This is a genomic window from Saccharopolyspora karakumensis (assembly GCF_004349225.1).
In the GTDB taxonomy this organism is placed as follows: domain Bacteria; phylum Actinomycetota; class Actinomycetes; order Mycobacteriales; family Pseudonocardiaceae; genus Saccharopolyspora; species Saccharopolyspora endophytica.
This window is the reverse complement of record NZ_SMLA01000078.1, coordinates 1-22,655: the sequence shown is the minus strand read 5'-3', so window position 1 is coordinate 22,655 and position 22,655 is coordinate 1. Positions and strand designations below refer to the sequence as shown.

Sequence of the window (22,655 nt, the reverse complement as noted above, 5' to 3'; positions counted from 1 at the left end):
TTCAACCGACTCAAACAATTCCGCGACCTGGCCACCCGCTACGCCAAACGCGCCGCCTACTACCAGGCCGAACTCACCATCGCCGCCATCATCCTCTGGCTCCGATGACTTACAGGACAGAACCTAGAGGCCATCGAGCAGGAGGTCCTGGGAACCCCGACTCCGGAACCGGGCGTCAAGCAGCCCGCGTGACCGGCCCCCGAATGCGGCTCCGCCACTCCGAGGCGGAGCCGCATTCGTCGTTGCTAGGGTGCCGTCCGTGACCGGGGGAGTGATTCCTGAACATCTGCTTCCGTTCCTCGTCGTGGTGGTCGTGCTGACCGTGGTTCCCGGCCCGGACACGGCGTTGGGCCTGCGCAACAGCCTGCGCGGCGGTAGCACCGCCATGTGGTGGACGGGCTTGGGCGTGTGCAGCGGGATGTTCGTGCACGCCGCGGCATCGGTTGTGGGCCTGTCGGCGGTGCTGGCGGCCTCGGCGGAGGCGTACGCGGTGGTCAAGCTCGCCGGCGCGGCCTACCTGCTGTGGCTCGGAGCCAGCACGCTGTGGAAGACCTGGTGCGATCGACACCAGTACGCGAGCGCCCTCGGTGCCCGGTCAGGCGACGGTGTCCGCATCGACCGCAGGGCGGCCTTCCGGCAGGGCTTCGTCATCGACCGCAGGACGGCCTTCCGGCAGGGCTTCGTCAGCGACCTGCTCAACCCCAAGATCGCGCTGCTGTTCCTGACCCTGTTGCCGCAGTTCATCGGCCCGACCGAGCCGAGAGCGCTCACCTCGGTTGTGCTGACCCTGGTCTTCGTCGCGGTTGCCCTGCTCTGGTGGCGACTCACGTCCTGGCTGGTCGGCGCGATCCGCAAGGCCCTGGCCCGAGACAACGTCCGCCACACCCTCGAAACCACCACCGGCGCAGCAATGCTCCTCCTCGGAACCCGAACAGTCCTGGACACCACCACCAAGCCCTGACCCCAACGCTCACTGACCGCAGTCACCCCACCGAACGCCCACACGCCCCGCCAGACCCGAACACGGAACACCGACCCCGCGGCGGTCTGCACACCGGCGTTCGCCGCGTGGGATTCGCTGGCCGCCCTGGAGCAGTGGGTCGAGGCCGGCCCTCGCCGGTGAACCCGACGGTGGCCGATCTGAACCGCTCCCGCTCAGACCGCTCTGCGAGCACCCCTCCTGGTCCAGGTGCGTCACCGGAAACCCCGACGACGCGGCCGGTTTCACCTGCGCTTCGGCTCAGCAGCCCGCTGCGTAGACGTAGCAGCGCAGCTGCGGTTCCCGGTCGACCGAGGGCGCGCCCACCAGGTTCACCCCCGGCAGAGCTGTGCTGATCAGACCCGGGATCGCCGACAGCGGTCGCAGGTAGGTGTCCACCGACGCGGGGTCGATGTGCGGCATCAGCGGTTGGCCGCAGACCGAGGAGTCGACCCGAGTCGGATCGGCCGGGCCCGGGTGGTCCAGCGCGTCGATGACCAGGGCGTACGTCACCGGGTCGATCGTGCCGACCAGCAGGTGGGTGGAGGTGTTCGCCGCGCACAGGTCCTGCGTGGTGACGTTCGTGATCATGCCCTCGCCGGTGTTGAGCTCGGAGGACTCCGGCGGGGTCACGGTCTCGTCGTGGCGGGTGTAGATGACGGTGTAGCTGATGTCCTCGAAGGTCTCGGCGCGGCTGTTGAGCGCCCGCATGAACTCCGAACCGGCCAGCTGCTGCCACACCGCCGGCTCGCACGAGGTTGTTCCAGGGCCGCAGCCCTTGAGCGACTCGGTGCCGTGGTTGGACGGCGCCATGCCGATGATGTCGTCGACCACCGGGCGCACATCAGGCCAGAACCGCAGCGCCCAGCGCATGCTCATGCCGCCCTGGGAGTGACCGAGGACCGCGATGCGCTTGCCGGTCAGCCGGTGCATCTCGCGGATCGAGTGCACCAGGTACTCCCCGGCGACCTGGATGTCGCCCATCGTGTGGTCGGGCATCGTCACCGCGCACCAGAAGCGGTCCTGCTCGGTGAAGGCCTTGGCGTAGGTCCAGGAGTAGTTCTCCTCCGGAGTGACGCTCGTGGCCGGGCTGAGCAGGACCGGCTGCTGCTCGCTGCCCGGATCGCCATGACACGACAAGGCCGCCTTCAGCTGGTCCTGCGGAACGCTCAGCGCAGGCCCCGGCCGGTCGACGGGAGCGAATCCCGAGTCGGCCTGCGCGGGAACCGGTGCGATGACGAGCACCGCAGCTGCGAGCACGGCGGTGTGCACCCAACGACTGATCATGTCGCTTTGAACGACGTACGACGCCGAAGGATGCGCCGATCAGCGGATCACGTGCTCCCGCTACGGCGGGGGAGGCGGTCAGGCCTTCTCGCTGATGCCGAACCACGCGTAGGGACGCATCGCTTCGGCTTCCGCGGCGGCCTTCGGGTCGGTGATCAGGTCCGGACGCCAGTCCGGCAGCTGCGCGACGCCCGGGGGCCGCAGGCTCCACCGGTCGCCGAGCCCTTCGAGCCACTCGGTGATGGCGGCCCGGTCCCGCAGCCACAGCGGGTTGGGCGTGACGTCGCACTCGGTGCGGAACCGCTCCATCGAGGCGCGCGCATCGTGATCGGGGACGTCGGAGGCGAAGTGCGTGACGGTCACCCGGGAACCGGCGGCGAGCTTCCCGGCGTAGCGGCGCAGCACCTCCGGGATGTCACCGTCCGGGCCGATGAACTGCAGAACCGACACCGCCAGCAGGCACACCGGCTCGTCCAGGTCGAGCAGGCGCTTGGTGACGTCGTCGGCGAAGATCTCGCGCCAGTTCAGCAGGTCCGCCTGCACGACCCCGGCCCAGTCCGTTTCCTGCAGGTTGACCCGGGTGTGAGCGGTCGCGACCGGCTCGCAGTCGACGTAGACCACGCGAACCGGCTCGTCGGTGTGCTCCCGCAGGATCTCGTGCACGTTGCCCATCGTCGGGATGCCCGAGCCCAGATCGAGGAACTGGCGGATTCCGGCGTCGAAGGCGTCCACGACGGCGCGCTGCATGAACGAGCGGTTCTGCCGCGCCACGCCCGCGATCTGCGGCCACATGCCGAGCAGCCGCTCGCCGAAAACGCGATCGATCGCCCAGTTGGAGTTGCCACCCAGGAACCAGTCGTAGATGCGTCCCGGGTTGGGTCGCGAGACGTCCAGGTCCGCAGCGTCGCGGGACTGCTCGACCACAGGCGTCCTCCTCAGTTCGAAAGCGTTGGGCCCATGATCGCATCTCAGCGGCAGAAGTCAGAGGTGGGACAGGCCATGAGACGGAATTGACCACAAATGGACGGACATCTGGACGGGTGTGATCCAGTTCATGTCCGTTGGTGCGCCCGGTCACACTCGACCGGATGATCGGTCTGTTCGCGGGCATCGATTCCGTTCCCGACCTGCCGGCGTTCGCGCCTCGCTGATCTCCACCGCAGCGGTACCGCGGGTGGACCCGGAGGTGGCATCGGTGGAGAGGCGTCGCGCGGTTGCGGGCAGGCGCAGTGCGGGACGATCCGCCACGCCCGGGGGGTGGGCGCGGCCGGCAGGGACCGCTGCCGAAGCGGTGGCTGGGGCTCGGTGGAACCGCGGGACTCCTGGCGATCACGGCCGTGGTCGTCGCCGTCCTCGCCCGTCCCATCGAAAGCTCCTGGGACGACGCGGAACTGCGCGGACCAGCGCTGCTGGTCGAGGACGTCAGGCGCGTCGCCGCCAACGAACTCGACGGCTGGGTCTGGTACTTCCCGCACCGGCTGTCCGACGAGCAGGTGAAGGCGCTGGCTGCCGAGGTCCACGCGCGCGGCAGCGTGCTGAACTCCAACGAGCTCATGGCGAGCGCCGGTGGAATCCGGCTCGGATTCGAATCCGGCACCAAGAGCGCCGGTCGCTACCACCTCAGCCTCGTCGGAAACCGAACCGATCCGGTCCGCATCAACGACATGCGGGTGAAGGTGGTCGAACGCACACCGCCACCCACCGACGGCACCCTGATCTCGATCCTGAGCCAGGGCGGAGGCGCGACCGACAAGGTCGTCGCCGACCTCGACGGCCAGGACAACCGCGTGTACACCACCAAGCCCAGGGCCACCGGCGAACCGGAGCGGACCTCGCCGTTCCTCGACGAGCACAGCCGCTACGCCGTGACCGGAGAACCCCTGCCCTTCGAGGTCGCGGCGACCACGACCAGCTGCTGGTGCACCTGGGGGATCGAAGTCGAGGTCACCCATGGCGACCGGAAGGAGACGGTGCGGGTCGGCGAGGACGCCTCCGGAGCCCCGCTGCAGACGATCTTTGCAGGAGCGGACCTGCACTACGAGTCGGAGTGCCAGATCAGCCTGGTCAACGGCGAGTTCATCAACTGCGCGCTGGTGTCAGCCGGCGACCCCGCCGAGATCGCCCGCGCAGCCGGCGGCGTGTACTGCCGGCCCTGATCGGTCCCGAACCCGCCGCGACCTGGGGCAACACCCTCAAGGAGGGGGTCATGATCGCCGCGAGAGCCGTGGGGTAAGCTATGTGCACACCCCACGGGGTGTGCCGGGACGTAGCGCAGCTTGGTAGCGCACTTGACTGGGGGTCAAGGGGTCGTGGGTTCGAATCCCGCCGTCCCGACCGGCCGAAACAGCCCGCTGACCTGCGCGTAAGCGCAGGTCAGCGGGCTGTTTTGCGTTCGGGTGTGGATCTTGTGGTGATCAGCTTCGCAAGATCGTTTCGGCTGTTCTGGAGCAAAACTGGAGCGAGCGGGCTCCAACTTTTACTGATCATGCAAACGGGGTCGCGTCGACTGGTCACCCTATGTAGCGGTTCTTCAACGGTCGTCAATAGCTTCCACCCGAGGCGGAGTGCCGACAACGGTGTCGCTCCCGTTGGCGACGGTCGCTGGTTGTTCGACGTGTCTTGTGCGTGTTGAAGGATGTTCGTGGCAGTGAGGTGTTATTGGGTTCGGTTGTTCAAGACCGCACGCTTCGCGAGGAGGGCGACTCTGCACAGAGACTCCCGCTCCTAGCGGGGTCCAAACCCCATAGCCGACTGGTCGTCGACTGGTGATGGCCGTGGCGCCATCCGTGGACCGCGCGCTCGCCAAACAGATCCCCAGGTGCGCCGACCCGAACCACTTTGGACTCCCTTGGGGAAGGAGGATTGCGGGGCTTATCGCGCGCCTCCGACGCTGGTCTTCCCACCGCGCTGAGGACCTCCGCTGGCGTCTGTACGCGATTTTCATCGAGCCTCGGTCGTCGACTCGAGCTCCAGGTTTCGAGGGGCCAATCGGGTTCCCCGTGGTGACTCGCGAACGGGCCGCATGGAGTGGCGAGGGCCCAACACGCCCACGCGGCTTCTCTTTGGTGCGAATTTGCGTTCGATGATGCGCCTTGCGGTGAACGGATAAGAGATGGAGGTTGTTGTGACGGTCAAGATCGTGCACGAGGCGTATGGTCACCAGGTTCGGTTTGGGGATCGCGCGACGGCTGAGCATTACGCGACCCAGCATGGCGGGCTGGCCGATTGGCGGGTCGTAATGACCCCCGCGGCTGCCCAATTCGGGAATCCGAACGGCAGCCAGGGGCGGGCTGAGTCTCGCACGGGGGAGTGATCCACCCCGCTGCGCTGCTTGCTTGTTCTGCGCTGCTGGCGCTCGTGTCTGAAATCGACCCCATTCGCGCTACCCCGCTGCGGGGTAAGGCGGCGAACTTATTGAGCTGATCACCCGCGTTGGGTGCCTTTGGGGTGGCGATGTGCTTGTCTCGTGTCTGCTCCATTTGGGCGGTGTGCGGTGAACCCTGCAGCGCTGGCTTAAGGCCAGACTTTCTCCGCCGACCGGGACGGCGACCCAGTCCGCCCGGGTCAGGCCGCGTTCCATGACCGCGGGCTCGCTCTACGGCGCGACGCCGCGTTCATCGTGCACGCGCACTCGGACCGCGGCCGACCTCACGGGACGACTGGCGATCCGGCCGCGGGGAGAGGCCGGTCAGGAGAACCTCGCATAGTTGTGGATGGTGACCCGTGGGGCGTCGGGATGCGGGATGGACACCACGCTGATGCTTATTCGCATACCCTCGTAACGCGACGCTGCGGATGGGATCCCTCTGCCCTGACGGTCGTGGAGCTAGGTCCGCTCGGCTTCAGTCCGCATCCCATACCTTCTTGTATGCATCGGTGAGCGATTGTATGTGCGTGCGCATCAATTCTTCGGCCTGCTCGGGGTCGCCAGCCTCAATTGCGGTGAAGATGTGCTGGTGCTCTCGTGCCGCTTGCTTCTCGGGCAGCACCGCTTCACCCAGTTGGTTCGACATGACCGCGAAGATCGCTCTGGCCGATGGGCGCAGCAACGAGTTTCCGCATGCGTCGATCAGGACGCTGTGAAAGTTGGCGTTGCATTGTCGGACCTCATGTACCGAGTCCGACTCGCTGGGTGTCACAAGAGCGCTGCGTAGCCTGTTCAGGTCGTCCTTTGTGCGGCTAGCTGCAGCCTGCCGTGCTGCGTAGCCCTCGATCAGAAGCCGAGCGTCGACGAACTCCTGGAAAGCTACGTCCTTCGTCAGCCTCAGCAACTCGAAGTTTCGCTCGAGGTAGCCAGTGAGGTGGTCAACCGTCGGCAGGGTTACGTAGCTTCCGCCACCGGTGCCCTTGGTGGTCCGGATTAGCCCGTCTGCGGCAAGTAGTCGGAGTGCCTCGCGGACCGTGGCTCGGCCTACCCCGAACTGCTCGGCGATCTCGGTCTCGGGCGGCAGACGTTCCTCACGCGCAAGCTGACCGCTCAAGACAGCGTCTCGGATCGCATCGTAAACCTGCTGGTAGGCCGTCCGTACAGGTTTGCTGGCCAGGAGGCTCTCACGTTTCATCGTCACCACTCGATGCTAGCTGGCCGATGTCGGACTTCGCCGTGGGCATCTTGCGTCCGACATCACTCGCATCTAGAGTCCGACTCATCGAAAGTCCGACTTTGGCTCAACGTCGAGTACATCGGAGGTTGCAGCACATGCACCGTCTACGGCGCCGCCGAGACTGCACCGAGGGTCAGCCGAGCAGAGGTGGCAGCTTGACCACCAGCAGCTGCGCAGTCATCGCCGCGCCTGGAGGCAGGCTCTCGGAAACATCAATGCGTGTAGCGGTTGATTATGGGAGCGACTTGGCTGCTGCGGATGCTGACAGTCCCGGCCTAAACGCCTTGGGACCTCGCGGTTAAGGGCGGTTAAGGACGCGATGTTCCCCGGCGTGGTAGTGAAGCCCGATATATAGGTTGCCTTCGCTGCGGTCGGTGATACGGGCATCATTCCAGCGCAGAAGCTCGCTCTTCTATTGAGTCTCGACATCGGGAGGCTGTATGACCACCACGGAAAATACCCCTGCGGGTCAGCGACGCGAGTTGACCGTTGCATTCGATATCGGTGGAACGTTCACCGACGTCATCTTCGTTACCCATGACGGTCGGGTCTTCACTCGCAAACTGCTGTCTCAACTCGGGACGATCGGATCGCGCATCTCAGAAATTGCATCTGAGATCGACGGCGAAGCTTATCGGTCTTTCACTCACGCCACGACGACGTGCTCGAACGCCCTGCTCGAGAACAAGGTCGCCAGCACTGGGATGTTGACGACGAAGGGCTTCCGCGACGTATTGGAGATGCGGAGCCAGCGGCGCCCGAGCGTTCACGATGTCGGATGGGAGCGAACATCGCCACTCATTCCTCGTCGTCTGGTGCACGAGCTCTCAGAACGCGTTCTTGCCGACGGCGCTGTCGAGGTTCCGGTCGATGACGATGAGATTAGGGCTTTGCTGAAGGGGCCATTGGCAGACGTCGAGGCAATCGCTATCTGCCTGATCAATTCACCCGCGAACCCCGAGCATGAGCGACGCATCGCCGCGCTCATCGAGGGTGAACGTCCTGAAATGCGGGTCAGCGTCTCCGCGGTCGAGTTTCCTGAGCTCGGCGAGTACGAGCGGATGAGTACGACGGCAGTCAACGCATCGCTGATGCCGGTGGTAAACCGGTATCTCACTCGCCTCGAGGGGCAGATCGACGCCAGTGGAGCGGCACTGAGGATCATGCAGTCGCAAGGTGGGCTGATGGACTCTCGTGTGGCTCGTACGCAACCGGTCCAGATGATCGAGTCCGGCCCTGCCGCGGGAGTGCTTGCCGCTGCTCGTGTCGCGGCGAACAGCGACCTGGGTCGCGTGCTCGCGTTTGACATGGGAGGCACGACGGCCAAGGCTTCGGCCATTCTCGACGCTTGCCCACTGGAGCGCCCTCAGGTTGAGGTCGGAGCCGGCGCGAGTCTGGCTAGCCGGTTCTTCGGTGGGGCTGGCCACCTGGTGCGGACACCTTCCGTCGACCTCGTCGAAGTCGGCGCCGGTGGGGGTAGCATCGCCTGGATCGACTCTGCCGGAGCGCTGCGTGTGGGTCCCGAAGGCGCAGGGGCGGAGCCTGGTCCTGCTTGCTATGGCAATGGCGGCACTCGGCCGACGGTTACCGACGCGAACGTGGTACTTGGCTATTTGAGCGCTGACGCGATTGCGGACGGCAGCGTTCCCATGAATCGCGAGCTCGCGGAGCAGGCGATCGGGTCTATCGCGAACCCACTGGGCCTGTCGGTGACGGAAGCGGCGCACGGCATCGTGCAGATCGCCAACACGACTATGATCCGCGCGCTTCGAGCGGTGTCGGTCGAAAAGGGCCAGGATCCACGCGAATTCACGATGGTCGCTTATGGGGGTGCTGGACCGGTTCACGCGGTCCAGTTGGCCGAGGACCTTGGTGTGAGCACGGTTTACATCCCGCCGTTCCCGGGGATCTTCAGCGCTGTCGGCCTGATGCTCGGCGAGTACCGGCACGATGCCGTGGTGAGTTTGGCGGCACCGGTTGACTCCCTCGAGCCCGCCATGTTTGAGAAGAGTTTCGTCAAGCTCCAGAAGCGACTCAGTGAAACCCTTGTGGCGGAAGGGGTTGATCTGGAGGACGCAACATTCCATCGGCAGGTCGATCTGAAGTATCGCGATACCGAAGAACATCTTTCCGTCCCTTGCCCCCCGCTCGATGACCGACTCAGCGCGATGCTGACGGAGAGGTTCTCGGACACCCATCTTGCCAAGTTCCATTACGTGCCAGATGCTCCGCTGGACGTCGTCGGACTGCGAATGCGCGCGACTGCGGCTGTTGGCCGCCAGGGGTCGGAAATTCTGGATAGCCAGTACGAGAGCACATCTGCCCTCAAGGGGAAGAGGGCTAGTGCGCGCGCCTACTTCGGACAAGAGCAGGGCTTCGTCGACGTCGACGTTCTGACGAGGAAGGATCTTGACGCTGTCCCCAGAAGTGGCCCACTCCTGCTCAATGAGCCGGACACGACGATTGTCGTGCTGCCCGCCTGGAGTGCGCGCGTGGACAAGCACGGAAACATCATCCTTAAACGGGAGAACTCATGAGCACGACGCAGCAGGCCCGTCCTGCGAAATTCGACCCGGTCCTCAACGAGATCCTCGCCAACGAGCTCGGATCCTTGAGTGAAGAGATGGCGATCGTGATCTCGAAAGCGGGACGGTCGCCCATGCTGAAGGCAGGTGAATTCGCTACCGCCCTCTGTGACCGAAGCGGCCGCATCATGGCGGAAGGATTCGCCGCCCCATTGCAGCTCTCCGGCTTCGAGACGCTCTGCTCAGAAGTCACTGCACGGTACGGTGAAGATCTCGCCCCGGGTGATGTGTTCATGTCGAACGACCCGTACGGGGGTATGACGCACCTTCCCGATGTCGGAGTCGTCATGCCGGCGTTCTCCGGCGACATCCATGTCGGGTACGCGGTGTGCTACTCCCACCACTCTGATACTGGTGGCCGTGTCCCGGGCGGCATGAGCGAGCAATCTCGGTCGCTGTACGAAGAGGGCATTCGCCTCCCCATCGTCAAGGTGCACTCCGCGGGTCACTTGAACCTGGCGCTTATCCAGACGATCCGCGCCAACGTGCGAGCTTCCTCGGAATGGGTGAGCGACCTCGAGGCCAAGATCGCTGGGGTGCAACGCGGAGCCCGCGGGCTGACAGGCCTCGCCGAAAAGTATGGTGTGCCTCAGCTCGAGGCCCTCGGCGACGGGTTGATCGAGCATGCCGAGCGAGCGATGCGCAATGCGGTCGCCGAGCTCGCTGATGGTGAGTACTTCGCCGAAGCCGAATTGCATTACGGTGGCGACGTCGAGGGCAACGATGGCGGAACGGTGCAGCTCGCGCTCACTTTGAGAGTCGCTGGCGATTCGTTGGAGTTCGACATGACCGGTTCCTCGCCACAGGTGGCCGCCGGCATCAATACGCCCTCAGCGATGGTCCGTGCAGCAATGTGCGGCGGTCTCAAGGCGCTGGTGGCGCAAGAAGTACCAGCGAATTCTGGCTTCTTCCGGCCGATTAAGGTTTCCCTTCCAGAGGAAACGATCGTTAACCCGACATTCCCCGCTCCGGTCAGCGCTCGAGCACCGATCTTCTTCAAGATTCTCGATCTCGTTTTTCGCACTGTTGGTCCGGCGAAGAAGGGAACGGTTGCGGTGCCCGGGGTCGGTGGGGATGCGGTGCACCTTAGCGGGAAGGCGGAAGACGGCTCCGAGTTCGCCCTCCTCGACCTCATGTTCGGCGGCTGGGGAGCCCGCTCCAACGGTGACGGAATCGATGGTGTTGCGCCGGTCTACATGGGCTCGTACGGGACTGCATCCATCGAACTACTGGAGAATCAGTTTCCTGTAGTCATCGAGGAGTTCAGCATCGTCGAGGACAGTGAGGGAGCTGGCAAGTACCGCGGCGCGATGCAGATCTCGCGAGTGTCGCGCCTTCTCACCGATGCCGAGGTGATGGTGCGCTCCGTGAACGTCGACGGGTCGCCCGGCATGAAGGGAGGCCTGCCCGGGCCGCCCCCGAGCACGAAACTCGTTAAGGCCGATGGAACAGAGGTGAGCCTCGCCAAGCGTTCGCATGTGCACTTGACAGGGCGGCGCGGTGACCGGATCGTGCATCGCACCGCCGGCGCAGGTGGGTACGGATCGCCATTGGAACGCGATCCCCAGATGGTCCGGGCTGATGCAGTCGAAGGAAAGATCAGCGCCGAGCACGCCTTGGCGACCTACGCTGTGGTCCTACACGGCAACGCCCTCGACGTCGATGAGGTCCAGACGGCCAGCCTACGCGCCAAGCGAGCCGCCGCCGTCGGCTAGTTGTCACGACGCTTCGTGTCTCGGCCACCTCGGTAACGCCACGCCACTGTCGGCGAGCAACGCATCTGAGTTGCGGCGTAGCTCGGGTACTGGCCGGATGAACCAGCCTTGACAGCCTTACCAACCGGCTGTCTGCGCCAGAAGGCGACCCACGCCTTGACCCAATTCAAAGGAGAATTGACATGGAAGGGTCTTTCTTGTCAAAGCGGGGCGCCGGGCCGGGTGCGCCGAGACCGAAGGTGACTACACGAACGTTAGTCTCCACCACAACTGTCGGTACCATTATTGAGTGGTACGACTGGGCTATTTATTCAAATGCCGCCGCGCTAATCCTTAACGAGCTGTTTTTTCCGAAACTGTCTCCGACGGTCGGCGTGTTGGCCTCTCTGGCGACATTTGCCGTTGGCCTGGTCGCTCGTCCCTTGGGTGGTTTGATCCTGGGGCACCTCGGGGACACCTACGGTCGTCGCTCGGTCCTTGTCGCGACGTTCCTCATGATGGGCATCGCGACCACGTTGATCGGGTGCCTTCCCACCTACGAAACGATCGGAATCGCCGCACCGATTCTGTTGGTCGTGCTGCGGCTGGCGCAAGGGTTCGGTGCCGGCGCGGAGTATGCTGGCGCCACGTCGATGGTGGTGGAGGACGCTCCGCCGGCGCAACGAGGGTATTTCGCTTCGCTCCCTATTATGGGCATGGTTGCAGGCATTGCCCTCGCTGCTTCAGTTACTGCGGGGATGTCGTATCTCCCCAAGGATCAACTTGCTTCGTGGGGATGGCGAGTTCCGTTCTTGCTGAGCATCGTCATGGTCGTCGTTGGCGCCGTAATTCGTATGAAGGTGCCCGAGTCAAAGGTCTTCGAAAAGGTTAAGGAGACCAATCGTGTCGCGCGCATGCCGCTGGGTGAATTGCTCCGGCGGCAGCCTGGAAGGGTACTCACGGGGATGGCGGCAAACGCCCCACTTACCTTCAACATCTACGTAATCCAGGTATTTGTATTGAGCTACGTCTCCGGTCGTGGCGTCGCCAGCAACGTGCCTCTCGTTGGGTTGCTGCTCGGTTGCATACTTGGAATGATTCTCTGTCCTATCGCTGGTAAACTTGCCGATCGGTACGGGCGCAGGAGAACATATGCTGCCTTCTGCTTGTTCAACGGGATCTTTTCGGGGCCGTTTTTCTTGTTGCTGAGCACTGGCGATACAGTATCGATCTGGGTCGGGATGGCACTCGGATTCGGCTTGGGCTGCATTACCATTAATGCGGTGTCAGCTTCTTTCCTTCCGGAGCTCTTCAACGCGCGATTCCGCTTTACGGGCGTCGTCTTTACTCGCGAAGTAAGTCTCGTGCTCCTCGCCGCACCGGCTCCCATCGTAGCCACAGTGCTGACGGCCTCGACTGGTGGTAATCCGTGGCCGGTCGCAGTTCTGATGACCTTCTTCGGCTTTCTCGGCGCTGCCGCGGCGCTACGAGCCCCGGAGATGCGAGGTATTGATTTGCTCACCGAGGCGGAGCGTCATGAGCGAGTCGGTTGATCCGGGTTCGAGGCGGGCCGCAACCATGGACAGCGACATCGCGTTGCGGAGGACGCTGGCGGCGGCGGTGCCGCCGAAGGCAGTGCGGACCCGGGCAATCGACCGGTTGGGTATGGCCCACGACGCGTCGCATTTCACTCGCACGCCTCGGGCGGTGGTCACTGCCACCGGCGCCGACGAAATCGCCCGGCTGTTCGCGGCCTCGGCCACTGCGGGTGTCCCGCTGACATTCCGAGCCGGGGGTACGAGTCTGTCCGGGCAAGCGGTGACCGACGGGATCCTGGTTGACGTCCGTCGGCACTTCCGTGACATCGATATCCTCGATGACGGCGCGCGAGTTCGGGTGGGGCCCGGTGCGACGGTGCGGGCCGTGAATGCCCGTTTGGCGCGCCATGGCCGGATGCTGGGCCCTGACCCGGCCAGCGAGATCGCCTGCACCCTCGGCGGGGTGGTGGCGAACAACTCCTCTGGCATGGCGTGTGGCACGGTCGCGAACAGCTACGCTCTGCTCGACTCGCTTGAGTTCGTCCTGCCGTCAGGGACAACGCTGAACACGGCCCACCCCGCCGCCGACGACCAGCTGCGCGCCCTCGAGCCAGAGCTGTGGGCCGGGCTCGCCCGGATCCGGGACCGGCTGCGCGCCGACACCGGGCTGCGCGCGAGCATCGAGCGGCAGTTCTCGTTGAAGAACACGATGGGCTACGGGCTCAACTCGTTCCTCGACCACGAACGCCCGGCCGACATCCTTGCCCGCCTACTCGTCGGTTCCGAGGGCACGCTTGCGTTCATCACCTCGATCACGATGCGGACTGTGCCGCTCCTGGCCCACGCTCGCACCGGACTGTTGATCTTCGATGACCTAGCCGAGGCCAACCGCGCGCTACCTGACCTCGTCGACTCCCGGCCCGCCACGATCGAGTTGCTCGACGCCGCCTCGCTGCGGGTCGGCCAGGCCACAGCCGACGCCGATCCGCGGCTCCGCGGGCTCGTTGTCGACACTCAAGCGGCCCTGCTCGTGGAGTACCGCGGCCACACCGCGGCCGAGGCCGACGAGCTCGCCGGGGCCGCGTCCGGGCTGCTGGGTCGGCTGCCACTGCAGGGGCCTCGAGAATTGTCCGCGGACCCGGTAGCCAAGGACGCGTTGTGGAAGCTGCGCAAGGGCCTCTACGCCAAGGTCGCCGAGGCGCGGCCTCCGGGCACTGCGGCGCTGCTGGAGGACATCGCCGTCCCGGTCCCGGAACTGCTCTCTACTTGTGAGGGTCTGATCGAGCTGTTCGATCAGCACGGATACGACCACGCGGTGATCTTCGGACATGCCAAAGACGGCAACGTCCATTTCATGCTCACCGAACACCTAGGTGAGGAGGGCGGCGGCACCAGCGGCAGAGATCGATTCGGCCGCTTCACCGACGACATGGTCGACCTCGTGCTGCGCCGCGGTGGCACTCTCAAGGCCGAACATGGCACCGGGCGGATGATGACCCCGTTCGTGCGGCGACAGTACGGCGACGACCTCTACGAGGTCATGCGCGAGGTCAAGCACCTCTGTGATCCTCGTGCTCTCCTCTCGCCCGGGGTGGTTCTCGACAACAACCCGGCCGCTCATCTGTCCGACCTCAAATCGGCGCCGCCGGTGGAGGCCGAGGTGGACCGCTGTGTGGAGTGCGGGTTCTGCGAACCCGTCTGCCCCAGCCGTGACCTGACCACCACCCCGCGTCAGCGCATCGTCCTCCGCCGCGAACTCGAGAAGGCCCGCGCTGCCGGCGACCATGCTCTGGCCGCAGAACTGGAGATCGACTACGCCTACGACGCCGTCGACACCTGCGCCGTCGATGGCATGTGCGGCACCGCCTGCCCGGTCACGATCAACACCGGTGACTTGGTGCGGCGGCTGCGTGCCGAACGCCCGAACCAGACCGCTTCGAAGGGCTGGGCGTTCGCCGCGAAACACTGGGCCGCCGCGACACGGCTGGCGGGGACTGCACTGTCGGTGGCGAAGGTCGTTCCCGGTGCCGGATCTGCCTCCGCGGCGCTGCGGAAGGTGGTCGGTTCCGAGCAGGTACCGCAATGGTCGCCCGACCTTCCCGCAGGCGGATCTCACCGCGTGCCCGACGGGTTGATAACCACCACCGGCGAGGTTCCTGACCTCGTGCTGTTCTCATCGTGCACCGGTGCCATGTTCGGCTCCACCGACCCATTGACCTCCTTGTCCGGGGAATCGTGCCCGGGTGCGGCGGCGGCGTTCGTGCGGCTCTGCCACCGCGCCGACGTCCGCGCTGCCGCGCCGGAGAACTTGCCGTCGCTGTGCTGTGGCACGCCGTGGAAGTCCAAGGGCTTCGCCGGCGGTGCCGACGCGATGGCGCGGCGGGTGCTACCCGCGCTCTGGACAGCGACCCGGGGCGGCACGATCCCGGTCGTCACCGACGCGTCATCGTGCACCGAGGGTCTACGCGTGATGATCGAGTCCGGGCCGGACCGGTACCGCAAGATCGAGGTGCTCGACGGAGTGTCCTACGTGGCCGACCACCTGCTACCGAAGATCACAGTGCACACCTCACTGCGGCGGATCGTGCTCCATCCGACCTGTTCGGCAACCGAGCTCGGCCTGACCGAGCCGCTGCACCGGCTTGCGGCTGCGGTCGCGGCCGAGGTCGTCGTGCCCGACTCCTGGGGGTGCTGCGGGTTCGCCGGCGACCGCGGGATGCTGCATCCGGAACTCACGGCATCGGCTACCGCGCAGCAGGCCCGGGAGACCACCGACATCGAGGCTGACGCCTATGTCTCGTGCAACCGGACATGTGAACTCGGGATGAGCCGGGCGACCGGCCGCAACTATGTCCACGTCCTCTCCGTACTTGAGCGGGTGTCGCGGCTGGAGGTAGGCCATGCCGGTCGAACGTGACAGCTACGGTGGATTGCTCAACGATGCCGCTCAGGACCTTGTCGGACGTCTCACGCCGGTGATCGAACGGCTCACGCGCCGTCTCGAGTGGGTGGTGGAGCAGCAGGCTCAAACGTTGCGGGAACGGAGTCCTTCGTATCAACCCGGCCATAATCGGGTACCGGACGATGCGCTCTTGCCGTCCGCGCAACGCAACGTGGACAAGACCGTCCGAACCTTGCGGGACGGCCGGTCTCCCCGGCCGGAGCAAGTGGATGAAGCGTGGGTTGCCCGTGAACGGACCGAGCAGGGACTTCCAGCGGGGGAGATGCTAGATGCGTACCGCCTTGCACACCGGGTAGTCCGAGACACATTCGTGCAGATCGCGGTCGCGCAGAGCGTCGAGCCCGGGGCCGTGATGCAGGGCGCCTGCCTGTTGTGGGACACGGCCGACGCCGGTGCATCGCAGTTGTACGAGGTGCGCAGGGAGTTCGAGATCGCCATCGCTCGCTGCGATGAGGAACAGAGGATGCGGTTCCTGCACGATCTGCTGCGCAGCGGGCTCGACCCATCCTCGCTCGGGGAATCCGCCACCAGCTACGGGTTAGAACTGGGCCGCCCGTATCTTGCGGTGCGAGCTCGACCTCGCGGCACCACGTCCTTGGAGCGTCTCCAGAGTCGGCTCGAGGCTGGCACTCGCCACCACGGTCAGGCAGCTCTTCTTGGAATCGTCGATGGCGAGGTCGTGGGAGTCGTGCCGCGCCGTCCAGATCTCGGCGGCGTGGCTGCGACCGTGGGCATCAGTGGGCCCGCGCACCTAATGGAGGCGGGCCAGTCTTTCCGGAACGCGAGCCGCATGCTCGACGTCGCCGCGCAATTTGACGATGTTGGCGTGTTCGACCTGAACGACCTCGGTCTACGGGTCGCCATGGCCGGGGAACCGGAGCTGGGAACCTTGTTGGTGCGGCGATATCTGGCACCCGTGGAAGCGCAGGGCGACTTCGGGGCCGAGTTGATCGCGACGTTGCGGGAGTACTTCGCTGCCGGGCGTCAGATCACGCGGACGGCGCGAACACTGGGCATCCATTCGAACTCGTTGCGCTACCGCCTGCACCGCTTCGAAGAGATCGTGGGCGTTAGCCTGGAGGATCCCAAGGTGCTGACCGAGCTCTGGTGGGCGCTGGAGTGCAGCGCGCGCACAGGGTGATCCGGAACAGCCGTCGCATGCGTTTTGTGCATCACACGATGGCGCGTGCTCTCGATTGAAATTTCTTCAATCCAAAGTCCTCCCTCCTACAGGACAATTGGAAATACTGAAATCAGCGTCGATGGGAGAGAGGTGAGGGTGCCGTGCAATCTGCGCTCGATCTGTCGGTCATGAGCAGAGTAGTCGCCGCGGAGGCCGAACTGGATGCGCAGCGTCTGGTGTATGTGTTCGAGAACGGGTCATTCCCAGACGAAGTGGTAAACACCACGGATCTGGCGGTTCGAGGAAATCAGCTCGCCAGCGAACTCCAACGGATCGGAATCGTCACCGGCGACCGAGTTGGCGTCATGATGCGCAATCATCCCGAATTCGTCTACACGTACGTGGCGACCGCCAGGCTGGGGGCTCCCGCAGTTCCGATCGACCCGAGAGCACGTGGCGACAAGCTCGCCTATTTCATCACCTTCGCTGAATGCTCAGTGCTCCTGGTCGCCGACTATGTCTTGGCAGACGATGCAGTAGCCGACACGATCCGCAAAACCGGTGTTCGGACCTATGTGCTATCGACCCCGGAGGGGCGCGCTGCGGGTATCGATCTGACCGGATGGGCCTCGCTCAACGAGGTGTTCGACGGGCCAGAGGCTCCCACGGTGCGGGAGCACGTGACGGATCCAACCACGCCGTCACTCCTCGGATTCACCTCAGGAACAACCGGAAAACCCAAGGCCATCGAATTCACGCATGATCGAATGCTGTTGTACCGGCGGCTACCCGGCTTCTTTGGCCTCCAAGACGACGACGTCTTCTACACAGGGCTGTCCATGACTCACGGCAACGCTGTGATCGTGACGATGATGCCGCCTCTGTGGCGCGCAGTGGGGCACTCCGTGTTCAGCCGCTGGTTCACAAGAACGCGGCTGTGGGAGATATGCGCCGAGTACGGGTGCACGGTGTGGTCGAACCTGGGCGGCATCGCGACGGCCCTTTACAGTCAACCCCCGTCTCAGTGGGACCAGAACAACCCGGTTCGGCTAGTGGTAAGCGCGGGCATGCCGCGTGAGCTGTGGACACCGTTCGAGGACAGGTTCGGCGTCCGGGTGTGCGAGTGGTACGGGGCATTGGAAGGCGGGTTCGCTTACAACCCGGTCGGCGTCGGGCCGGTGGGGTCATTCGGGAAGCCGCCTGCCGACCTCCTGCGTATGGAAGTTTTCGACGGCGATGAACAGCCGTGTGCATCTGGCGAGGTCGGTGAGCTCGCGGTCCGTCCCGTGTCCGGTCCGGCGCGGCTGACGTACTACAAGAATCCCGAGGCAAGCGCCAACAAGGTTCGCGATGGTTGGTTGCGCACCGGAGACCTGGTCTATCGCGATGCCGACGGATGGCTGTTCTTCAGTCATCGCAAGGAAGAGGGGGGCTTGCGCAAGCTCGGTGAGTTCATTTCCGGGAGCTTCATCGCTCGGGTTCTTGCCGAACATCCCGGTGTCCTCGATGTGCACATCTTCGGGGTGCCCGCAAAATCTGGGGCCCCAGGTGAGATCGATGTGGTCGCCGCTGTGGTTCCCGTGGACGCGGCCGCGATCGAGGTCGCGGAGCTATTCACACTGTCTGAGCTGAAACTGGAACGTTCGCACATTCCCGACTTCATTTGGATCGTCGATGAACTGCCGAGGACGGTGTCCGAGAAAGTGCAGTCTCGCGTGCTGGTCGATTCATTCGATGACTCGGACGAGTCGGTGTTTGGTCGGGTTAGGACGAAGAGTCAAGGGTGAGGAGTGCTGGGATGCGAGACGTTTATATCGCTGGTGTGGGAATGACCGCGTTTGGGAAGTTCCTTGAGCGGTCGGTTCGGTCGCATGCCGAGCAGGCTTGTGCGGAGGCGCTCGCCGATGCATCGATGGCCGCGGAGGAGGTCGAGACTGTTTTCTTCGGTAATGCCGTTTCAGGTGTGATCACTGGTCAGGAGATGATTCGAGGTCCGGTCGCTCTGCGTAATACGGGGCTTCTCGGGGTGCCGATCTTCAACGTGGAGAACGCCTGTGCTTCGGGGTCGAACGCGTTCCACCTCGCGTGGTCGCAGGTGGCTTCTGGTGCCGTCGACGTCGCTGTGGCGATCGGAGCGGAAAAGCTCACCCACCAGGACAAGACCCAGTCGTTTGCGAGCATCGGTACTGCTGTCGATCTGAGCATGGCGGATGAGCTCAAGGAGCGGTTTCCCGGTCGGGGTGACCAGGAACACGGCGGTGCGTCGAAGTTGAGCAACTCGTTCTTCATGGACTTGTACGCCGGCATTGCGCGTGACTACATGGACCGTACCGGGGCCACCGCTGCGGACTTTGCCAAGGTGGCGGCGAAGAACAGTGCGCATGGCGCTTTGAATCCGAAGGCGCAGTACCGGACGCCGCGCTCCGTCGAGGAGATCCTCGCCAGCCGACCGGTTGCGCCTCCGCTTACGTTGCTGATGTGTTCACCGATCGGCGACGGATCGGCGGCTGTGGTGTTGTGTTCTGAGGAATTCGCTGCGCGGACCGAGGATCCGGTGCGGGTTCGAGCCAGTGTCGCCCTGTCCGGCCGCAACAATCCGGAACCCGGCCATGGTGGTGTCGAACGGGCGGCGCGCCGTGCTTACGAGGTCGCCGGGGTCGGCCCGGAGGATCTTGACCTGGTCGAGGTGCACGACGCGGCCGCCCCGGCGGAGCTGATTATCTCGGAGGAGATCGGACTGTGTCCGCCCGGAGAGGGAGCGAAACTCGTCGCGTCCGGCGCGACGACCCTCGGCGGCCGGGTGCCGATCAATCCGAGTGGTGGTCTTCTGTCGAAGGGACATCCGATCGGAGCGACGGGGTGTGCCCAACTCGTTGAACTGGTGGAGCAGCTGCGGGGCCGGGCCGGCGACCGTCAGGTGGCGAACGCGCGAATCGGGCTCGCCGAGAATTCCGGCGGGTATCTCGGCGACGACTTCGCCTCGATTGTGATGACAATCCTGTCGAAGTAATCAACCCACCACCACACCAGCCAATGAGCAATGGAGAAATGAGGGAAGCAGTGTCCTTGCAAGCACGGAAAAACGGCCATGCGACGGAGGAGTCACTGTTCAACACGGGTCGGCGCGAGGTGTCGTCGGTCTTGGTTCGAGTCGATGGCGACGGCGTGCTGATCACCGTACGGGCCCGCGGCGGGGAGGCTGGGGCATGATGTTATCTTTCGCGGCGATCGGGTCGCTCGGCGGCGGCCTCAACAGTGAATCCATGGACGCCGCAGTCAAGCGCGGCATCGACTTCGTTGGCGCCGACGGCGGTAGCACCGACATCGGTCCGTCGGCCCTCGCGGGCAGCGGGACGATTCATCCGGAGGCCACGACCCGGCATGACCTGGAGCTGGCCTTGCGCTCGGCTAGCGAGGCCGGCGTCCCGCTGCTCGTAGGCAGCTGCGGGACGTCTGGTCGCGATTGGGGGGTTGACTGGCTTGCCGGCATGGTCCGCGACTGGGCTCGTGCCGAGGGCAAGAACCTAAAAGTAGTGAAGATCTACTCCGAACTCGACAAGGACTACGTCAAGGGCAAGCTGCGCGACGGCAAGCTCCATGCCTTGCATCCACAGCTGCCCTATGACGCTGACACGGTTGATCGTAGCGAGCGGATCGTGGCCGTGATGGGTGTGGAGGCATTCCAGCACGCGCTGGATATGGGTGCCGACGTTGTGCTCGCCGGGCGCGCGAGCGACGCGGCGATCTTCGCCGCGCACCCAATCACTCAGGGCATCGCGCCGGAGGTGGCTTGGCACGCGGGCAAGTCTGCCGAGTGCGGCGCGGCCGCAGCGACGCCGCCAAAGTTGGACTGTGTGCACGTCCGCCTTGACGAGGACAGCTTCGAGATCGAGGCGATGGACGAGAATCTGCGGTGCACGCCGATGAGCGTCGCCGCCTTTCAGCTCTATGAAAGCGCCGATCCCTTCCGCCTTGCCCAGCCCTCCGGGGTGCTGGACACCACCGACACGTGCTACGAGCCGGTTTCCGACCGGGCCGTGCGCGTGTCCGGCGCGACGTTCGAGCCCCGTGACGGTTACACGCTCAAGATCGAGGGGGTCGAGTATGTCGGCTGGGGCAAGCTCTCCATCCTCTCGGTGCGCGACCCGGTGATCATCGAGCATTTCGACGAGTGGCTGGAGTCGGCGGTCGAAATGGCCAGGAAACGCGTGCGGGAGGAGCAGAGCCCCGAGCTGCTCGAGCAGACCGACATCCGCGTGCACCCGTACGGTGTGTCCGGCACGATGGGCGACTGGGAGCCGACACCCACGATGCAGGGCCACGAGGCCCTACTGCTCGTGAACGTCACGTCGAAGGACCCGGATGTGGCCGAAACCGTGGCCAACATCGTCTGGTACACGCTCCTCCACCAACCGACGCCGTACGCGATGGGTTATCCCACGCTGGCCTTTATGTTCGCTCCGCCCGTGCTCGATCTGGGCAAGGTGTACGCCTTCAATGCGAACCATGTGGTCGACGTCGAGTCGCCGATCGAGCCGTTCCGCTTCGTTACCGAGGAGGTGAACGGTCAATGAGACTCGGGGACCTGGCAGCCTTCGGGCGCAGCAAGACCGCTGGCCCGTTCATGATCACGTTCGACCTCATGTTTCGGAGCGAGGAGGACCTCAACCGTGCGTGGGAGTCCGGCTCGCTGACGCGGGAGCGGATCGCCCAACTGTATCCGGGCGTGGCGGTGGACGAGGTGATGATGTTCATCATCCCGCCGGCGTTGGCGATCAAGATAAGCCTTCCGCGGCGCGTGCCGGCGGGGGCGCTCGGCGACACCGACATCGCCGCCAGCCAACAGTTCGCGCCGCTGTTCGATCTTCCGATTGCCGACGGCGAATGACCTACCGGATCGCGTTCGACTTCGATAGGACGCTCACTGGGCTCGTCTTCGTTGACGAAAGAGAGAGGTGACCGCCCACGTGCAGCTATTGGTCATGGAAACCGCTACGAATACATCGCGGAGCTAGGTCGGAGTCGTCGTGGCGCGCACGTTCGAGCACGCCACGACGACTTGGTCAAACGCATTTGCTGGAGAGCGGGGTAGCACGGACCGGGCTGCTGACCACGAGCGGTTCCCGCGATGTGCTGGCGACCGTAGTCTCGCCTCAGCTGATTTCCGGGACCCCAAGGTCAAACCCGTGGGGTAATTCTGTGTCCGAGACTTGCACGCTATTCACCCGCCTTTTGCTTCCAGGGCCGGTTGAAGCAGGGGCTTTTTGCTGTCCCGTGTGTCCCTTCGGGGCCCATGCGGGACACCGTGTTGGGACAGGTCTCGGGCTGCCGTGTGAACTGCAAAACGTGGAGTTGTTCGGGGCGGGGACGGGTGTTGTGGGGGTGTCCCGGCGTGTCCCTGAACCCGCTGACGCCCCCAATGAGCGTCAGCCGGACAGTCTCACGAGAACCTGGGCGGCGGATGTAGCGCAAATCGGAGTCGCGCCCTGCCGTGTGCCATGTAGTTCGTTCCGCGCGAAAATGGTTCGTGGCACCGGGTGAGGAGCCGGTGCCACGAACCTTACGTGCGACGTTTGATACCGACCGACATTCGGATGCTTTCCGTCGCACGAGTTCGATCGAAAATGAAGTTGTGGACAGCGTGGAGTGCATGCATGCACGTCCGACGCCTCAGCGTCCGTCGGTGTGCACTGCGTCGCCCTGCCTTGCTCGTCTAGTTTGTTCCTTGGGATCAGGCCTTGCGTGTGGTGACCTCTTCGGTGAGCTGCGGGGCGACCTTGAACAGGTCACCCACGACGCCGTAGTCGGCGATCTCGAAGATCGGCGCCTCCGGGTCCTTGTTCACCGCGACGATCGTCTTGGACGTCTGCATGCCCGCACGGT

General features: G+C 64.6%; 14 protein-coding genes, 1 tRNA gene and 1 pseudogene. 12 read left to right on the top strand and 4 right to left on the bottom strand.

The annotated features are described in order from the left end of the window. Positions 1-259: 259 nt before the first annotated feature. Positions 260-961 carry a LysE family translocator gene (locus tag E1202_RS29100; RefSeq protein WP_235879093.1) on the top strand — a complete coding sequence of 234 codons (702 nt, stop codon included), beginning with the start codon at positions 260-262 and terminating at the stop codon, positions 959-961. 279 nt (positions 962-1,240) lie between these two features. Here E1202_RS29100 and E1202_RS29095 read toward each other — a convergent pair whose 3' ends face one another. Together E1202_RS29095 and E1202_RS29090 are read right to left on the bottom strand one after the other, a co-directional pair. Continuing rightward, entirely contained in the window at positions 1,241-2,266 is a 1,026-nt protein-coding gene (locus E1202_RS29095; protein ID WP_132686525.1) for an esterase/lipase family protein, read from the bottom strand. 78 nt (positions 2,267-2,344) lie between these two features. After that, complete coding sequence (locus tag E1202_RS29090; RefSeq protein ID WP_132686524.1) at positions 2,345-3,190, bottom strand: SAM-dependent methyltransferase; 846 nt, start codon at positions 3,188-3,190, stop codon at positions 2,345-2,347. Between the two features lie 305 nt (positions 3,191-3,495). Between E1202_RS29090 and E1202_RS29085 the strand changes: the two genes are divergently transcribed. Both E1202_RS29085 and E1202_RS29080 read left to right on the top strand, forming a co-directional pair. Further along, entirely contained in the window at positions 3,496-4,422 is a 927-nt protein-coding gene (locus E1202_RS29085; RefSeq protein WP_132686523.1) for a hypothetical protein, read from the top strand. Positions 4,423-4,526: 104 nt separating this feature from the next. Next, a tRNA-Pro gene (locus tag E1202_RS29080) sits at positions 4,527-4,600 on the top strand. 1,508 nt (positions 4,601-6,108) lie between these two features. Here E1202_RS29080 and E1202_RS29075 read toward each other — a convergent pair. After that, positions 6,109-6,828, bottom strand: a complete 720-nt coding sequence (locus E1202_RS29075; protein WP_235879094.1) for a FadR/GntR family transcriptional regulator — start codon at positions 6,826-6,828, stop codon at positions 6,109-6,111. A gap of 482 nt (positions 6,829-7,310) precedes the next feature. On the opposite strand from E1202_RS29075, the gene E1202_RS29070 reads away from it, so the two are divergent. From E1202_RS29070 to E1202_RS29030, 9 genes are all read left to right on the top strand, one after another. After that, positions 7,311-9,407: a hydantoinase/oxoprolinase family protein gene (locus E1202_RS29070; RefSeq protein WP_132686521.1), complete on the top strand. Its 2,097-nt coding sequence runs from the start codon at positions 7,311-7,313 to the stop codon at positions 9,405-9,407. Further along, positions 9,404-11,170, top strand: coding sequence for a hydantoinase B/oxoprolinase family protein (locus tag E1202_RS29065; RefSeq protein WP_132686520.1), 1,767 nt, complete (start codon positions 9,404-9,406; stop codon positions 11,168-11,170). The genes E1202_RS29070 and E1202_RS29065 overlap by 4 nt, the downstream gene beginning before the upstream one ends. 182 nt (positions 11,171-11,352) lie before the next feature. Then, positions 11,353-12,702 (top strand): MFS transporter, encoded by a 1,350-nt coding sequence (locus tag E1202_RS29060; RefSeq protein WP_132686519.1) that lies wholly within the window; start codon positions 11,353-11,355, stop codon positions 12,700-12,702. 25 nt (positions 12,703-12,727) lie between these two features. After that, positions 12,728-15,604 (top strand): FAD-binding and (Fe-S)-binding domain-containing protein, encoded by a 2,877-nt coding sequence (locus E1202_RS29055; protein WP_132686518.1) that lies wholly within the window; start codon positions 12,728-12,730, stop codon positions 15,602-15,604. Continuing rightward, positions 15,588-16,790, top strand: coding sequence for a PucR family transcriptional regulator (locus E1202_RS29050; protein ID WP_132686517.1), 1,203 nt, complete (start codon positions 15,588-15,590; stop codon positions 16,788-16,790). The genes E1202_RS29055 and E1202_RS29050 overlap by 17 nt, the downstream gene beginning before the upstream one ends. Positions 16,791-16,933: 143 nt before the next feature. After that, positions 16,934-18,559 (top strand): AMP-binding protein, encoded by a 1,626-nt coding sequence (locus E1202_RS29045; protein ID WP_132686516.1) that lies wholly within the window; start codon positions 16,934-16,936, stop codon positions 18,557-18,559. Positions 18,560-18,570: 11 nt separating this feature from the next. Beyond that, positions 18,571-19,782, top strand: coding sequence for a thiolase family protein (locus tag E1202_RS29040; RefSeq protein WP_132686515.1), 1,212 nt, complete (start codon positions 18,571-18,573; stop codon positions 19,780-19,782). Between the two features lie 196 nt (positions 19,783-19,978). Further along, a complete protein-coding gene (locus E1202_RS29035; RefSeq protein ID WP_132686514.1) occupies positions 19,979-21,346 on the top strand; it encodes an acyclic terpene utilization AtuA family protein in 1,368 nt (455 codons plus the stop codon). Then, positions 21,343-21,660: a DUF4387 domain-containing protein gene (locus E1202_RS29030; protein ID WP_132686513.1), complete on the top strand. Its 318-nt coding sequence runs from the start codon at positions 21,343-21,345 to the stop codon at positions 21,658-21,660. The genes E1202_RS29035 and E1202_RS29030 overlap by 4 nt, the downstream gene beginning before the upstream one ends. A gap of 843 nt (positions 21,661-22,503) precedes the next feature. On the opposite strand, the pseudogene E1202_RS29025 reads toward E1202_RS29030, so the two are convergent. Then, positions 22,504-22,655 (bottom strand): annotated as a pseudogene (locus tag E1202_RS29025) (electron transfer flavoprotein subunit alpha/FixB family protein); the annotation flags it as partial.

Bases quoted from the DNA above. Each gene is read 5' to 3' on its own strand.
- E1202_RS29035 (WP_132686514.1), top strand. From the start codon at position 19,979: ATGATGTTATCTTTCGCGGCGATCGGGTCGCTCGGCGGCGGCCTCAAC.
- E1202_RS29095 (WP_132686525.1), bottom strand. From the start codon at position 2,266: ATGATCAGTCGTTGGGTGCACACCGCCGTGCTCGCAGCTGCGGTGCTC.
- E1202_RS29030 (WP_132686513.1), top strand. From the start codon at position 21,343: ATGAGACTCGGGGACCTGGCAGCCTTCGGGCGCAGCAAGACCGCTGGC.
- E1202_RS29070 (WP_132686521.1), top strand. From the start codon at position 7,311: ATGACCACCACGGAAAATACCCCTGCGGGTCAGCGACGCGAGTTGACC.
- E1202_RS29075 (WP_235879094.1), bottom strand. From the start codon at position 6,828: ATGAAACGTGAGAGCCTCCTGGCCAGCAAACCTGTACGGACGGCCTAC.
- E1202_RS29040 (WP_132686515.1), top strand. From the start codon at position 18,571: ATGCGAGACGTTTATATCGCTGGTGTGGGAATGACCGCGTTTGGGAAG.
- E1202_RS29055 (WP_132686518.1), top strand. From the start codon at position 12,728: ATGGACAGCGACATCGCGTTGCGGAGGACGCTGGCGGCGGCGGTGCCG.
- E1202_RS29060 (WP_132686519.1), top strand. From the start codon at position 11,353: ATGGAAGGGTCTTTCTTGTCAAAGCGGGGCGCCGGGCCGGGTGCGCCG.
- E1202_RS29050 (WP_132686517.1), top strand. From the start codon at position 15,588: ATGCCGGTCGAACGTGACAGCTACGGTGGATTGCTCAACGATGCCGCT.
- E1202_RS29065 (WP_132686520.1), top strand. From the start codon at position 9,404: ATGAGCACGACGCAGCAGGCCCGTCCTGCGAAATTCGACCCGGTCCTC.